Source organism: Bosea sp. OAE506 (genome assembly GCF_040546595.1).
Taxonomy (GTDB): Bacteria; Pseudomonadota; Alphaproteobacteria; order Rhizobiales; family Beijerinckiaceae; genus Allobosea.
Window position 1 is genome coordinate 523,708 of the sequence record NZ_JBEPOB010000001.1, and the last position, 14,431, is coordinate 538,138.

A 14,431-nucleotide genomic window follows, 5' to 3' on the forward strand; every position below is an offset into this window, starting at 1 on the left:
CGATGGTTCGGTCTGGAAGCCCGGAAGGCTCGCCTGCCTTACTTCGGCAAGGCCTTCACTTCCTTGTCCCACTTGGCGAGCAGGCGCGTGCGCTCGGCGGAGGAGCCGTATTTCACGAAGTCGTAGTTGATGAGCTTCATCTCGCTCATCTTCGGCGACTGCGGCGGCACCGTGGAGTTCTTGTTCGACGGCACCTGGTAGGACTTGGCCGGGGCGGCGAGCGCCTGGGCCGCCGGTGTCAGGGCCCAGTCGTAGAACTTCTTGGCGTTGTCGAGATTGCGCGCGCCCTTGACGATCGACATGGAGCCGATCTCGTAGCCCGTGCCCTCGCAGGGAGCGACCGGCTTGATCGGGTCGCCCTGGACCGCGAACACGACCGCATCATGGATGAAGACGATGCCGACCGCGGTCTCGCCGAGGCTCGCGGCCTTGGCGGGGGCGGCGCCGGACTTGGTGTACTGGCTGACGTTCTTGTGCAGGGCCTTGAGGTATTCGAAGCCCTTGTCCTCGCCCATCAGCTGAATGACGGTGGCGAGCAGGTTATAGGCCGTGCCCGAGGAATTGGGATCGGCGACCTGGACGTCGTCCTTGAACTTGGCGTTGAGCAGGTCGGCCCAGCATTTCGGCTCGGGGATGCCCTTCGACTTGATCTGCTCGGTGTTGAAGCCGAAGCCCAGCGCGCCGGCATAGATGCCGATCGAGCGCTGCTTGGCGGCCGTCCACTGGTTCAGCGCCCAGTCGTGCAGATCCTTGTTGGCCGGCGAGGTGTATTCCTGCGTCAGCCCTTCCTCGGCGGCCTGGAGATGCGGGTCGCCCGTGCCGCCCCACCAGATGTCACCGCGCGGATTGGACGATTCCGCCTTGAGCTGGGCGTAGATCTCGCCCGCCGACTTGCGGGTCATCGCGACCTTGATGCCGGTTTCCTTCTCGAAGGCGTTCGACATGGCGCGGCACCATTCCTCCTGGACGCCGCAATACATCACGAGCGAGCCCTGCTGCGCTTGGGCAGCCCCTGCCGACAGGGCGACACCCGCCGCGGCGGCGAAAAGCCCCGCCTTGAACCATGACCTGATCTTCATGATGACCTCCCTTGATGGTGTCCGGCTTTTTGCCGGTTATCGTGAAACTGCGACGACTTGGCCGCAAAGATCAATCGCATTGACCGCCGGCTAAGCGATTCCGCTGATGTCCTGCAACGGCGCGGCCAGTCCGGGCGTGCAGCAGAGGATGGGATTACCCTTCGAAATGCCCTCGCCGGCGAAGAAATCGTTGATGTGGGCGCCCGCCTCGCCGGCGATGACGATACCGGCGGCGACGTCCCAGGCGTTGATGTGCAGCTCGGCATAGGCGTCGCTGCTGCCATTGGCGACGTGGCAGAGCCCGAGCGTGCCGGAGCCCGCCCGCCGGACGGCGGCGCCTGCCGCATAGCAGCGCCCGATGATCTCGACATAGCGCTCGGCGGGAATGCGGGTCGACCAGCCGAGCTCGACCGAGGCGCGGGCGATATCGCTGCCGCCCGAGACCTTGATCGGCGCGCCATTCAGCGTCACCCCGGCGCCGCGGCGCGCGGCATAGAGCTCGCCCAGCGCGGGCGCGGCGACGACGCCGATCTCGGGCCGGCGGTCGACGAGGAAGCCGATCGAGATGCACCAGTTGCGGTCGCCATGGGCGAAATTGGCGGTGCCGTCGATGGGATCGAGGATCCAGACCGCGTCCGAGGCGGTCCCGCCGCCCTCCTCGCCGATAACCGTATCCTGCGGGAAGAGCTGCGACAGGCGCTCGCGCAGGAAGGCCTCGACCGCGCCATCGGCGACCGTCAGCCAGTCCTGCGCGCCCTTCATGGTCACGCCGAGCGAATCGCGCCGGCTGAAATAGCCCTGGGCGAGATGGCTCGCCTCGGCGGCCAGTCCGAGGGCGGCATAGTAGCGGAGATCGCGTTCGGCCGGCGTCATCGTCCCGCCTCCAGATCGACCGCGACGGGCTTGCCGGTGCGGGCCGATTCCGTCGCCGCATCGGCGAGGATCTGCGCCTTCAGCCCGTCGAGGCCGGACGGTGTCGGCGCGACACCGCCGCGGCAGGCGGTGAAGAAGGCCTCCAGTTCCGCCCGGTAGGCGGCGGCGTAGCGCTCGAGGAAGAAGTTCTGGACCGGATCGGCCCGGAAACCGTTGCCGGTCGCGCTCTCGACGGTCGTCTCGTGGATGTTGCCGGCGCGCAGCATGCCCTGCGAACCATGGACCTCGATGCGCTGGTCATAGCCGTAAGTGGCGCGGCGCGAGTTCGAGATCTGCGCGATCTTGCCGGAGGCTGTTTTCATCAACACGGCGGCGGTGTCGACGTCGCCGGCCTGCCCGATGGCGGGATCGACCAGCGCCGAGCCCAGCGCGAAGACCTCGACCGGTTCCTCGGCGAGGAGGAAGCGGGCCATGTCGAAGTCATGGATCATCATGTCGCGGAAGAGCCCGCCCGAGCGCTTCACATACTCGACCGGCGGCGGCGAGGGATCGCGCGAGATCACGCTGACGATCTCGACGGCCCCGGCCTCGCCGGCCCGCAGGCGGCGCTCGAGGGCGGCGAAGCTCGGATCGAAGCGGCGGTTGAAGCCGATCATCAGCGGCCGGCCGGATGTCTCCACCGTGGCGAGGCAGCGGCGGATGCGGGCGGCGTCGAGATCGACCGGCTTCTCGCAGAACACCGCCTTGCCGGCGGAAACAGCAGCCTCGATCAGATCGGCATGGGTGTCGGTGGGGGTGCAGATCAGGATGGCGTCGATGCCGGCATCCGACAGAATGGCCTCGGCACTGGTTTCTTTCGCGCCCGTCTCGGCCGCCAGAGCCGCGGCGGCCGCAGGCAGCGCATCCGTCACCGCGACCAGTTCGGCATCGGCGCGCGCCGCCACGTTCAGCCCATGGATGCGGCCGATCCGGCCCGCTCCCAGCAATCCCACCCGCATCTTCGGCACTCGCGTCGTCATCTCGTCTGTCGTCCTGTCAGGGGCCCGAGCGGGCCGTAGTCGCGTCGGCGGCGATGTCAATCATGGGCGCCGAGAATCGTCTGGTCGAAATCGATGTTGGAGCCGGTCATCAGCCCGGATTCATCCGAGGCCAGATAGGCCACCGCACGCGCCACCTCGCGCGGATCGACCAGGCGGCCGAAGGGCTGGCCCGCAGCGGCCTTCTCGAGCCAGCCATCCTGCGCGCCATGGTGGCGGCGCATCACCGCGTCCTCGCCCGGCGTCGCCATCCAGCCGATGTTGAGGCCGTTGACGCGGATCCGGTGCGGCAGCAGCCCATAGGCAGACATTGCGCGTCAGGGTCGCCAGCGCGCCCTTGGAGACGCTGTAGGCGCAGAGGAAAGGCTGGCCGCCATGGGCCGACATGGACTGGATGTTGACGATCGAGCCAGCGATGCCCTGGCGCCGCATCCGCTCGGCGGCGTCCTGGATCAGGAAGAACGGTGCGCGCAGATTGACCGCCATCACCCGCTCGTAGAGCTCGGGCGAGGTGTCGAAGACGCTGCCGCGGTCGGTGTCGCCGGCCGCGTTGACGAGGATGTCGACCCGGCCGAAGCCGCGCTCCGCCGCTGGCACGATCGCCCGGACCGAAGCGAGATCGGCGAGGTCTGCGGCGTGGAAGCGGGCGTCGCAGCCGGCCGCCTTCAGGCTCGCCGCCACGGCCTCGCCGCGCTCGCTGTTGCGGCCGGTGAGGATGAGGCCTGCCAGCCCGCGCGCCGTCAGTTCGCGCGCGATCGCCTCGCCCAGCCCCTGGCTGGCGCCGGTGACGATGGCGACCTTTCCGGCGAGAGCGCCGCTATGCGACTGCGTGTCCGACACCGGGAATGCTTCCTCCAAAGCAGATGGCACGTTTTTTTGATTTCAGGCCTCTTATGGAACATGCATTCCATTTTTGCCCGGGGGCCGTCAAGCGTTCCGCCCGCGCGCCCCTGCGGCGGGACCGTCGCAGCTTGACAAGGGTGGCCGCATTCGAGCGTGCTGGGCTGCAAACGGATGGATCCGAAAGGCTGCGGTCCCAGGACATGGCACCCCGCGTCATCATTCCCGGCTTCCTGCCCGGGGCGGAGCGACACCGCCGCCGGCCGATCGTGCCGTCGCGCGTCCTCGGGCGAGGTTGACGGCAGCGCGTCGCGCGCCCGTCGAACCCGCCATCCCGATCTCTTCCATTTCCAGAGAGGGCCGCCCGCCGGCGGCATCCGTCATGTCCGACCGCAGCGCGATCCTGACCCTGTCCTGCCCCGACCGCCCCGGCATCGTCGCCGCCGTCTCGACCCTGCTGTTCGAGGCCGGCTGCAACATCCTCGACGCGCAGCAGTTCGACGATGTCGAAACCGGCCGCTTCTTCATGCGCGTCGTCTTCGCGCGGCTGGAGGAAAGCCCCCCGCACGACGCCATCGCCGCCTCGGTCGGCGATCTGGCGCAGCGCTTCGGCATGACCTTCTCGCTGCGGGAGCGTGCGACCCGGAAGCGTGTGATGCTGCTCGTCTCGAAATTCGACCACTGCCTGAGCGACCTGCTCTATCGCTGGCGGATCGGCGAACTGCCGATGGAGGTGACCGGCATCGTCTCCAACCACGCGCGCGAGCACATCGCCTCGACCGACCTCGGGGAGCTGCCTTTCCTGCACCGGCCGGTGACGCGCGAGACCAAGATGGAGCAGGAGGCCGAGATCTGGCGCCTGATCCAGGAAACGCAGACCGATCTCGTCGTGCTGGCGCGCTACATGCAGATCCTGTCGGACGGTTTTTCCGCCAAGCTGAAGGGCCGCTGCATCAATATTCATCACTCCTTCCTGCCCGGCTTCAAGGGCGCCAAGCCCTATCACCAGGCCCATGAGCGCGGCGTGAAGCTGATCGGCGCCACCGCCCATTACGTTACGCCCGACCTCGACGAGGGCCCGATCATCGAGCAGGACGTCGAGCGCATCTCGCATCGCGACACGCCCGAGGATCTGGTGCGCAAGGGGCGCGACATCGAGCGGCGCGTGCTGGCCCGGGCCGTGCTCCATCATCTCGAGGATCGGGTTATCCTCAATGGAAAGAAAACCGTCGTCTTTCCCGATTGATCGGCATAAATTTGCAGGAAGGAGGCCCGCAAAGACACAATCGATCATTTCCCCGCGAGCGCGCTCCCTCGCCCTGCGGTGCACGCACATTCGCCCTGCGCTGCACAGTTGACGCTTTCGTTGGCACATGGCTTGCTGAGGGCCGACCGAGAGGGAGAACGGCGCACCAAGGCGTCGGACAGCCGTCAACGAGCTTATTGAGTGGAGACTTCGCAATGAAAGACCAGGATCTGGGCAAGCTGATCGCCCGCGTGAAGGAGGGTGCCCTGTCGCGGCGCTCCTTCCTGAAGAAGGCTGCCGCGGTCGGCGTGGCCGCGCCTTTCGCGAACCAGCTGCTGGCCTTCAACGGCGTCGCCATGGCCAACGCCACCCTGCCCTACAAGCCGACCAAGGCCGGCGGCGGCGGGCCGCTCAAGATCCTGCTCTGGCAGGCCCCGACGCTGCTGAACCCGCATTTCGCCAGCGGCACCAAGGACCAGATCGCCTCGCGCATCTTCTTCGAGCCGCTCGCCGGCTGGGACAAGGACGGCAACCTGATCGCGCAGCTCGCGGCGGAAATCCCCTCCAAGGCCAATGGCGGCCTCTCGGCCGACGGCAAGGAGGTGATCTGGAAGATCAAGCCGAACGTGAAGTGGCATGACGGCAAGCCGCTCACCGCCGACGACGTCCTCTTCACGTGGGAATACGCCGCCGATCCGGCGACCGCCGCCTACACCACCGGCGCCTACAAGGACATCACGGTCGAGAAGGTGAACGACCTGACCGTCAAGGTCATCTTCAAGGAGCCGACGCCGTTCTGGGCCGACGCCTTCGTCGGCGTGACCGGCCAGATCCTGCCGAAGCATCATTTCGGCGAGTACAAGGGTGCCAAGTCCCGCGAGGCACCCGCGAACCTGAAGCCCGTCGGCACCGGCCCCTACAAGTTCACCGACTTCAAGCCGGGCGACATCCTGACCGGCGAGCGCTTCGCCGACTACCACATCCCGAACCAGCCGCATTTCGATACGATCGAGGTGAAGGGCGGCGGTGACGCGGTTTCGGCCGCCCGCGCCGTGCTGCAGACCGGCGAATACGACTATGCCTGGAACCTCCAGGTCGAGGACGAAGTCCTCAAGCGCATGGAGACCGGCGGTCGCGGCAAGATCAGCGCCGTGGTCTCGGGCGACATCGAGTTCATCATCCTGAACACGACGGATCCGTGGACCGAGGTCGACGGCGAGCGCTCCAGCATCAAGACCAAGCACCCGACCCTGTCGGATCCGAAGGTCCGCGAGGCGATCAACCTGCTGATCGACCGCGATTCGATCCAGAAGTTCATCTATGGCCGCGGCGGCATCGCCACGGCGAGCTTCGTGAACCAGCCGGCGCAGTTCAAGTCGACCAAGCTCAAGTACGAGTTCAACATCGACAAGGCGAACAAGATCCTGGACGACGCCGGCTACAAGCGCGGCTCGGACGGCATCCGCGAGAAGGACGGCAAGAAGCTCAAATACGTCTACCAGACCTCGATCAATGCCCCGCGTCAGAAGACGCAGCAGATCATCAAGCAGGCCTGCCAGCGCGCCGGCATCGACCTCGAGCTGAAGTCGGTCACCGCCTCGGTGTTTTTCTCCTCCGACGTGGCGAACCCCGACACCTACACCAAGCTCTATGTCGACATGGAGATGTACACGACCACGCAGCCGCAGCCCGATCCGGAGCGGTTCCTCAACCAGTTCGTCTCCTGGGAAATCGCCAACAAGGAGAACAAGTGGCTGGGCCGCAACGTCTCGCGCTACTCCGATCCGGCTGCTGACGAGGCCTACAAGGCCGCCCAGAAGGAGCTCGATCCTGCCAAGCGTGCCGCGCTGCTGATCAAGGTCAACGAGATCTTCTGCGAGGCCAATGTGATCCTGCCGCTCCTGTCGCGCACCCGCGTCGCGGCGTCGCTCAACAACCTGTCGCATGATCACAGCGGCTGGGACGTCGACACCTGGAACCTTGCGGCCTGGTATCGCAGCTGAGTGTGACGGGGGCGGGCCACCGGCGCAGCCATCAGGCGCGCCGGAGGGCTCGCCCCCTCTTCATTTTCTGATGAGGCGGAAACCGCCGGTGTCCCTGAGACCGGCGGTCCGTTGTTTGTAGCGGCGCTGAGTCCGCGTTTGACGAAGAGTTTTGCTTGATGGGCGCTTATCTGCTGAGGCGACTGCTGATCGCTATTCCGAGCCTGCTCGGCATCAGCCTGATCCTGTTCACGGTGCTCGCCCTGGCGCCGGGCGATCCGTTCTCTGAAATGGCCACCAACCCGAACGTGCCGCCCGAGGTGCGCGAGGCCCTGCGTGCGAGCTTCGGCCTCAACGACCCGATCATGGTGCGCTATGTGCGCTGGCTGTCGAACATGGTCCAGGGCGACTGGGGCTTCTCCTTCGCGAGCCGGATCAATGTCGACCAGCTGATCCTGCAGCGCGTGCCGACCACGCTGTTCGTCGTCGGCTCGTCCCAGATCCTGGCGCTGTGCATCGCGCTGCCCGTCGGCATCTATGCCGCGACGCGGCCCTATTCGATCTTCGACCAGGTCGCCAACACGCTGGCCTTCGTCGGGTTCTCGCTGCCGACCTTCTTCACCGGCCTGCTGCTGATCCTGATCTTCTCGGTCACGCTCGACTGGTTCCCCTTCGTCTATCGCTCCGACCTCGCGGCGACAGGCTGGCGCTGGTACTGGGAGATGTTCCGCCAGGCCATCATGCCGATCACGGTGCTCGGCCTGTTCCAGGCGGCCTCCTACACGCGCTATGTCCGCTCGGCGGTGCTCGACGTGATCCGGCTGGACTATGTCACCACCGCCCGCGCCAAGGGGCTCGGCGAAAAGACCGTCACCCTGCGCCACATCACGCGCAACGCGCTGATCCCGGTGGTGACACTCGTCGCCCTGCAGATGCCGGCGGTGTTCGGCGGCGCCATCGTCACCGAGCAGATCTTCCGGATCCCCGGAATCGGTTCGCTCCTCATCGACGCGATCCTGGCCAACGACACGCCGGTCATCATGGCCGTGACCTTCGTCTTCGCCTGCCTCGTCGTCCTGTTCAATCTCATCGCGGATATCCTTTATGGCTGGCTCGACCCTCGCATCTCCTTCAGCTGAGCCCGTGTCGGGCGCAGCTCAAACGAGCGCCGCGACCTCGCCGGGTCGCGAAACCTGGAAGCGCTTCCGTCGGCACAAGCTGGCGATGGCGAGCAGCTTCGTGCTCGGCACGCTGATCCTCGGGGTCGTCGTCGGGCCTTGGCTGTGGCCGGTGCCGATCAACGAGATCGACTTCTCGGCGCAGCTGCAGACCCCCTCGTGGAAGCACCCCTTCGGCACGGACGATCTGGGCCAGGACCTGCTGGCGCGGATGATCTATGGCGGGCGCATCTCGCTTGCTGTGGGCCTCGCGGCCATGGTCGTCGCGACCTTTTTCGGCATCCTCATCGGCGCCATCGCCGGCATGTCGCGCGGCTATGTCGACAATTTCCTGATGTGGGTCACCGACCTGTTCCTGTCGCTGCCGCAGCTGCCGCTCCTGCTGCTGGTGATCTACTTCTTCCGTGAACAGCTGAAGGCGATGTTCGGCGTCGAGGGTGGCGTCTTCATCCTCATCGTCATCGTCATCGGCGGCCTGAAATGGATGCCGGTGGCACGACTTGTGCGTGCCCAGTTCATGTCGTTGCGCGAGAAGGAGTTCGTCGAGGCTGCCCGGGCGCATGGCGCGACCAAGTTCCGGCAGATGGTCAACCACATCCTCCCCAACGCGATCGGTCCCGTGATCGTCGCCGCGACGATCGAAGTGTCCTCGGCGATCATCGCCGAATCGACGCTCTCGTTCCTCGGCCTCGGCTTCCCGCCGGACATCCCGACCTGGGGCCGGCTGCTGTTCGACGCAAAGGACCATCTCGACTCGGCGCCGCATTGGGCGCTGTTCCCGGGGGCCGCGATCTTCCTGACCGTGCTTTCGATCAACTTCATCGGCGACGGCCTACGCGACGCCCTCGACCCGCGCCGCGTCATCTGACCCTCAACACCCGGAAGGCAATCGCATGACCACTCCCATCCTGTCCGTCAGCAATCTCAGCACCTCCTTCCGGGTCGAGGGTGCCTGGAAGCAGGTCGTCCGCAACGTTTCCTTCGACATCGCGCCGAAGGAAACGGTTGCGGTGGTCGGCGAATCCGGCTCGGGCAAGAGCGTGACCGCGCTGTCGATCATGGCGCCTGACGCCGCAGGGCTCGAGCAAGATCGAGGGCTCGATCAAGCTCGCCGGGCAGGAGTTGCTGACGCTGCCGGAGCCGCAGATGCGGCACATCCGCGGCAACGACGTCGCGATGATCTTCCAGGAGCCGATGACCTCGCTCAACCCGGTGCTGACGATCGGCTTCCAGATCGCGGAAGCGCTGATCCTGCATCGCGGCATGTCGCGCTCCGAGGCCGAGGCGGAGACGGTTCGCCTGCTGGAGAAGGTCCGCATCCCCGCCGCGAAGTCGCGCTTCCACGAATATCCGCACCGCTTCTCGGGCGGCATGCGCCAGCGCGTGATGATCGCCATGGCGCTGGCCTGCAAGCCCAAGCTGCTGATCGCCGACGAGCCGACGACCGCGCTCGACGTGACCATCCAGGCGCAGATCCTGCAGCTCATCAAGCTGCTGCAGGAGGAGGAGGGCATGTCCGTGCTCTTCATCACGCACGACATGGGCGTGGTCGCCGAAATCGCCGACCGCACGGTCGTGATGTATAACGGCCAGGCGGTCGAGACCGGCGCAACGGAGGACATCTTCGCCCGCGCCAAGCACCCCTACACCCGCTCGCTGCTCTCGGCCGTGCCGAAGCTCGGCTCGATGGAAGGCCGCTCGCGGCCGATGCGCTTCCCGGTCGTCGACCGCGCTACCGGCGAATCCGACATCCCCGAGGAGACGCCCGACACGGTGAAGAGCGCCGAGCGGCCCGTGCTCGAGGTCTCGAACCTCACCACCCGCTTCGAGATCCGCTCCGGGCTGCTGAGCTCGGTCACCGGCCGCGTCCATGCGGTCGAGAACGTCTCCTTCAGCGTCAAGGCGGGCGAGACGCTGGCGCTGGTCGGCGAATCCGGCTGCGGCAAGTCCACGACCGGCCGCTCGGTGATGCGCCTGATCGAGCCGCTGGCGGGCTCCGTGCTGCTCGACGGCGTCGACGTGCTGAAGCTCAACCAGAACGACCTGCGCGAGCAGCGCAAGCGCATGCAGATGATCTTCCAGGATCCCTTTGCCTCGCTGAACCCGCGCATGAATGTCGGCGCGGCCATCGCCGAGCCGCTGCTGATCAACAAGCTCGCCACCCGGTCGGAAGCCCGCGACCAGATCGCCGAGCTGCTGCGCCGCGTCGGCCTGCAGCCCGACATGGCCAGCCGCTTCCCGCACGAGTTCTCGGGCGGCCAGCGCCAGCGCATCTGCATTGCCCGCGCGCTGGCGGTCGAGCCCCGGCTGATTGTGGCGGACGAGGCGGTCTCGGCGCTCGACGTCTCGGTCAAGGCACAGGTGGTCAACCTGATGCTGGAGCTGCAGGCCCGCATGGGGCTGGCCTATCTCTTCATCTCGCACGACATGGCGGTGGTGGAGCGCGTCAGCCATCGCGTCGCGGTGATGTATCTCGGCGAGATCGTCGAGATCGGCCCGCGCGAGGCGATCTTCGGCAATCCGCAGCACCCCTACACCAAGCGCCTGCTGGCCGCCGTGCCGATCGCCGATCCGACACGCCGCCACGAGAAGAACCCGGTCACCAACGACGAGATCAAGAGCCCGGTGCGCGCGCCGGACTTCGTCCCGCCGATCCGCCAGTTCCGCGAGGTCTCACCGGGCCATGCCGTGATGATCTGGGGCGAGGAGTGGGAGAAGAAGACGATCGAGGCCGTCGCGGCCTGATCGGGCGACGCACCGGCTCCACCTGTGTGGACACGCTGTACCAAGGGACGGACGCGATCGCGTCCGTCCCTTTTTCTTGGCTCCTGAAGCTGCCAGGTCGTCTCGGACACGCGGCGTCGTCCCGGGCTTGACCCGGGACCCATTCCGGAACGCGTCCGATCGGGGTTCAGGAATGGATCCCGGATCTCCGCTTCGCTCCGTCCGGGATGACGGCGATGATTCGCAGAAAACGCTCAGACCGGCGCGCTGAGACTCACGGCTTCGGCAGATCCGGTACGCGATAGGCCGTGGTCGACTTGATCCGCTCCATCGCGAAGCGCGAGGTCACGTTCTTGAGCGGGATCGTCTCGATCAGCTTCTTGTAGAACGTGTCATAGGCGGCCATGTCCGCGACGACGACGCGCAGCATGTAGTCGACATCGCCCGCCATCCGGTAGAGCTCCATCACCTCCGGCATGGCCGCGACCATCTGCGCGAATTTCTCGAGCCAGGGTCCGGAATGGTCCGCCGTCTCGATCTGCACGAAGACGGTCAGCCCCAGCCCGATCTTCTCCGGCGACACCAGGGCGACGCGCTTGAGGATCACCCCCGCCTGCTCGAGCTTCTGGATCCGCTTCCAGCAGGGGGTCTGGGACAGGCCTACGCGATCGGCCAGCTCGGCGATCGAGATGTTGGCATCCCCCTGCAGCACGGTCAGGATTTTGCGGTCGATCGCGTCCATTCTGTCACACCCAGCCAATAGAGAAGATTCATGCTGTCATTAGTCATTATGAGGGGCCATTTTTCTTTTTGAACGGCGACTCTTGTATTCAGATAGAAAATCCTTTTCTGAGACTGTCAATAGGCGTCTGCTTGGCGCTTCCGAGCTGAGGATTTTCGACCATGGACCGCCGCCAGTTCCTGCTCGCAGGCTCCGCGCTCGCCGCGACCGCCGCGCTCACCCGCCCCGCTGCAGCCCAGACGGCCATTCCAGCCCGGATCGGCTACATCCCGGTCATCGGGACCGCCCCGGTCTTCGTCGCCCAGGGCGAGGGCTGGCTGAAGGACGCCGGCATCGCCGCGAGCTTCACCGTGTTCGAGTCGGGCCCGAACATGATCCAGGCCTTCGCCTCGGGGACGATCGACTTCTATGTCGCCGGCATCGCGCCGCTGGCAGTGGCCCGCTCGCGCGGCGTCGATGTCCGGGTGGTGGCCGCCACCGCCATCGCCGAGAACGTCTTCGTCGCGGCCCCCGCGCTGGCGAAGTTCTTCACGCCCGGCACCGCGCCTGCCGCCGCCTTCAAGGCGCACAAGGCCGCGACCGGCAAGGCCGCGCGGCTGGCGACACAGCCCGCGGGCTCCGTCCCCAACACGGTGTTGCAGTACTGGCTCTGGGAGGTCGCCAAGGCCGATAAGGGCGATATCGAGGTGGTGCCCATGGGCATCGACGCGACGCAGCAGGCGGTCCTCGCCGGCGCTGTCGAGGGCGGCATCGTGCGAGAGCCGGCGCTGACCATTGTCCAGACCCGCAACCCGGGCATCAAGCTGATCGCTGGCGGGCAGGAGCTGTTCCCCGGCCAACCGGGCACGGTCGTCGCCGGCTCGGGCTCCTTCGTCACCAAGAACCCCGATGCGGTGCAGAAGCTGGTCGACAGCCTGGTGCGTGCCGCCGCCCTGATCGCCAAGGACCCGGACAAGGCCGCGCCCCATGTCGGCGCCGCGCTGGGAAAGGGCATCGTCGACCCCGCTTTGATCCGCAAGGCCCTGGTCTCGCCGGCCTCGACCTTCGAGATCGATCCGCGCAAGATCATCGAGCCCTCGCGCGCGATGCAGGCCTATCAGGTCAAGCTCGGCTCGCTCGAGAAGGAGCTGCCTTTCGACGGGCTGTTCGAGACGCAGTTCTTCGAGCGTGCCGCCAAGGTGGCCGGCTGAGCGCATGGCCTCACTGCGGGCGCCAGCCCTCGCCTTCCTGGGCCTCGTCGCCTTCCTGTTGCTGTGGGAGGCGATCCCGTTCTTCGGCATCGTCAACCCGGCCTTCCTGCCGGGGCCGAGCGCGCTGCCAAAGGCGTTCCTGTCTGAGATCCGGTCCGGCGCCTGGTTCTCGGCGATTCTCGGCTCGCTCGGCCATTACTTCACCGGGCTGATCACCGGCTCGTTTCTGGGCGTGGCCCTGGGCGTGCTCGTCGGCATGTCGCGCACGGCGGAAGAGGCCACCGCCTGGGTGGTGCGCGTGCTGCGGCCGATTCCCGGCCTCGCCTGGGTGCCCTTCGCGATCATCTGGTTCGGGGTGAACCCCTCGGCGGCCGTCTTCATCATTGCGATTGGCGTGTTCTGGATCGTGTTCTTCGCGGCCCAGGGCGCGATCCGCGGCGTCGACCGCGACCTGATCGAAGTGGCGGACGCCTTCGGCTTCACCTCCTCCTGGCAGCGGCTCACCAAGATCCTGCTGCCGGCCGCGATGCCCGGCATCCTCGTCGGCGTCCGGACGGCGCTGGGGCAGGCCTGGATGGCGGTGGTTGCGGCCGAGATCTTCGGCGTCGCGGGGGTGGGGCAGCGGATGATGCAGGCCTCCAGCCTGCTCGCGACCGACATCGTGGTGGTCTACATGCTGACCATGGCCGGCCTTTACGGGTTTCTCGACACCCTGTTCGTCGCCTTCCAGAAATGGGTGCTGCGTTGGAAAGCGTGACGGACAAGCCCGTGCTCGAGAACCCCGTGATCCAGATCCGGGGCCTCTCGCTAACCTTCACCCGCGACGGGGAGGCGACCGAGGTGCTGCGCCAGCTCGACCTCTCGGTCGCGCGCGGCGAGTTCCTCGCCATCGTCGGACCGTCGGGCGTCGGCAAGTCGACGCTGCTGCGGGTCATCGCTGGCCTCGCCAAGCCGAGCGCGGGCGAGGTCGCGATCCATGCCGCCGACAGCACGCGGCGGCCGGTGGCGCTGGTCTTTCAGGATTCGCGACTGCTGCCCTGGCGCAAGGTGATCGCCAATGTCGGCTTCGGCCTCGAGGGGCAGGCGCCTCGGACCGAGCGGCTGGCGCGGTCACAGGCGATGCTCGATCTCGTGGGGCTGGGCGCGCTGGCGCAGCGCTGGCCGCATCAGCTCTCCGGCGGGCAGCGGCAACGCGTCTCGCTGGCGCGGGCGCTCGCGGTCGAGCCCGAGATCCTGCTGATGGACGAGCCCTTCTCGGCACTCGACGCGCTGACGCGCGAGAGCCTGCAGGACGAACTGGTGCGCGTCTGGCAGCGCACCGGCAAGACCATCCTGTTCGTCACCCACGACATCGACGAGGCCGCCTATCTGGCCGACCGGGTGGTGATCCTGTCGGGTGCGCCGGGCCAGATCATCGCCGAACACCGCGTCCGCGAGCCCCATCCGCGCAAGCGCGGAGGGGCGGCAGAGGCCGACATCGTGCGCTCGATCCGTCTCGGGCTCGGTGCCGACACGGTCAGCGACGGCGCGGCGATCTGAG

11 protein-coding genes and 2 pseudogenes are annotated in these 14,431 nt (G+C 66.8%); 8 read left to right on the plus strand and 5 right to left on the minus strand.

Features of this window, described 5'->3' with window-relative positions; translation table 11 throughout:
- Nucleotides 1–38: 38 nt before the first annotated feature.
- The 4 genes and pseudogenes from ABIE41_RS02595 to ABIE41_RS02610 form a co-directional block, all read right to left on the minus strand.
- Complete coding sequence (locus ABIE41_RS02595) at nt 39–1,079, minus strand: ABC transporter substrate-binding protein (protein ID WP_192643264.1); 1,041 nt, start codon at nt 1,077–1,079, stop codon at nt 39–41.
- Nucleotides 1,080–1,169: 90 nt separating this feature from the next.
- A complete protein-coding gene (locus ABIE41_RS02600; protein ID WP_192643265.1) occupies nt 1,170–1,952 on the minus strand; it encodes an inositol monophosphatase family protein in 783 nt (260 codons plus the stop codon).
- On the minus strand, nt 1,949–2,971 hold the full coding sequence (gene iolG, locus ABIE41_RS02605) for an inositol 2-dehydrogenase (RefSeq protein WP_354191724.1): 1,023 nt from the start codon (nt 2,969–2,971) through the stop codon (nt 1,949–1,951). The genes ABIE41_RS02600 and iolG overlap by 4 nt, the downstream gene beginning before the upstream one ends.
- A 56-nt stretch (nt 2,972–3,027) precedes the next feature.
- Nucleotides 3,028–3,829: pseudogene (locus tag ABIE41_RS02610) on the minus strand (SDR family oxidoreductase).
- A 382-nt stretch (nt 3,830–4,211) separates the two neighbouring features.
- Here ABIE41_RS02610 and purU point away from each other — a divergent pair.
- The 5 genes and pseudogenes from purU (at nt 4,212) to ABIE41_RS02635 (ending at nt 10,980) form a co-directional block, all read left to right on the plus strand.
- Nucleotides 4,212–5,075 (plus strand): formyltetrahydrofolate deformylase, encoded by an 864-nt coding sequence (gene purU / locus ABIE41_RS02615; RefSeq protein WP_192643267.1) that lies wholly within the window; start codon nt 4,212–4,214, stop codon nt 5,073–5,075.
- A gap of 215 nt (nt 5,076–5,290) precedes the next feature.
- Nucleotides 5,291–7,078 (plus strand): peptide ABC transporter substrate-binding protein, encoded by a 1,788-nt coding sequence (locus tag ABIE41_RS02620; RefSeq protein ID WP_192643268.1) that lies wholly within the window; start codon nt 5,291–5,293, stop codon nt 7,076–7,078.
- 158 nt (nt 7,079–7,236) lie between these two features.
- A complete protein-coding gene (locus tag ABIE41_RS02625) occupies nt 7,237–8,196 on the plus strand; it encodes an ABC transporter permease (RefSeq protein ID WP_192643269.1) in 960 nt (319 codons plus the stop codon).
- The gene (locus ABIE41_RS02630) at nt 8,162–9,103 is read left to right on the plus strand and encodes an ABC transporter permease (RefSeq protein ID WP_192643270.1); all 942 of its coding nucleotides are present in this window, start codon (nt 8,162–8,164) and stop codon (nt 9,101–9,103) included. The genes ABIE41_RS02625 and ABIE41_RS02630 overlap by 35 nt, the downstream gene beginning before the upstream one ends.
- A gap of 25 nt (nt 9,104–9,128) precedes the next feature.
- Nucleotides 9,129–10,980: pseudogene (locus ABIE41_RS02635) on the plus strand (ABC transporter ATP-binding protein).
- Nucleotides 10,981–11,233: 253 nt separating this feature from the next.
- Here ABIE41_RS02635 and ABIE41_RS02640 read toward each other — a convergent pair.
- On the minus strand, nt 11,234–11,701 hold the full coding sequence (locus tag ABIE41_RS02640; RefSeq protein ID WP_192643272.1) for an Lrp/AsnC family transcriptional regulator: 468 nt from the start codon (nt 11,699–11,701) through the stop codon (nt 11,234–11,236).
- Between the two features lie 161 nt (nt 11,702–11,862).
- Here ABIE41_RS02640 and ABIE41_RS02645 point away from each other — a divergent pair, with 161 nt between their 5' ends.
- Genes ABIE41_RS02645 through ABIE41_RS02655 form a run of 3 tightly spaced genes read left to right on the plus strand, consistent with a single transcriptional unit; the run spans nt 11,863 to nt 14,430 of the window.
- A complete protein-coding gene (locus ABIE41_RS02645) occupies nt 11,863–12,891 on the plus strand; it encodes an ABC transporter substrate-binding protein (RefSeq protein ID WP_192643273.1) in 1,029 nt (342 codons plus the stop codon).
- 4 nt (nt 12,892–12,895) lie between these two features.
- Nucleotides 12,896–13,648, plus strand: a complete 753-nt coding sequence (locus ABIE41_RS02650) for an ABC transporter permease (RefSeq protein ID WP_192643274.1) — start codon at nt 12,896–12,898, stop codon at nt 13,646–13,648.
- Nucleotides 13,624–14,430 (plus strand): ABC transporter ATP-binding protein, encoded by an 807-nt coding sequence (locus ABIE41_RS02655; RefSeq protein ID WP_192643275.1) that lies wholly within the window; start codon nt 13,624–13,626, stop codon nt 14,428–14,430. The genes ABIE41_RS02650 and ABIE41_RS02655 overlap by 25 nt, the downstream gene beginning before the upstream one ends.
- The last annotated feature ends 1 nt before the right edge of the window (nt 14,431 follow it).

Excerpts from the sequence above, each read along its gene's own strand:
- ABIE41_RS02625 (WP_192643269.1), top strand. The coding sequence starts at position 7,237 with ATGGGCGCTTATCTGCTGAGGCGACTGCTGATCGCTATTCCGAGCCTG.
- ABIE41_RS02630 (WP_192643270.1), top strand. The coding sequence starts at position 8,162 with ATGGCTGGCTCGACCCTCGCATCTCCTTCAGCTGAGCCCGTGTCGGGC.
- ABIE41_RS02650 (WP_192643274.1), top strand. The coding sequence starts at position 12,896 with ATGGCCTCACTGCGGGCGCCAGCCCTCGCCTTCCTGGGCCTCGTCGCC.
- ABIE41_RS02640 (WP_192643272.1), bottom strand. The coding sequence starts at position 11,701 with ATGGACGCGATCGACCGCAAAATCCTGACCGTGCTGCAGGGGGATGCC.
- ABIE41_RS02655 (WP_192643275.1), top strand. The coding sequence starts at position 13,624 with ATGGGTGCTGCGTTGGAAAGCGTGACGGACAAGCCCGTGCTCGAGAAC.
- ABIE41_RS02595 (WP_192643264.1), bottom strand. The coding sequence starts at position 1,079 with ATGAAGATCAGGTCATGGTTCAAGGCGGGGCTTTTCGCCGCCGCGGCG.
- iolG (WP_354191724.1), bottom strand. The coding sequence starts at position 2,971 with ATGACGACGCGAGTGCCGAAGATGCGGGTGGGATTGCTGGGAGCGGGC.
- ABIE41_RS02600 (WP_192643265.1), bottom strand. The coding sequence starts at position 1,952 with ATGACGCCGGCCGAACGCGATCTCCGCTACTATGCCGCCCTCGGACTG.
- ABIE41_RS02620 (WP_192643268.1), top strand. The coding sequence starts at position 5,291 with ATGAAAGACCAGGATCTGGGCAAGCTGATCGCCCGCGTGAAGGAGGGT.
- purU (WP_192643267.1), top strand. The coding sequence starts at position 4,212 with ATGTCCGACCGCAGCGCGATCCTGACCCTGTCCTGCCCCGACCGCCCC.
- ABIE41_RS02645 (WP_192643273.1), top strand. The coding sequence starts at position 11,863 with ATGGACCGCCGCCAGTTCCTGCTCGCAGGCTCCGCGCTCGCCGCGACC.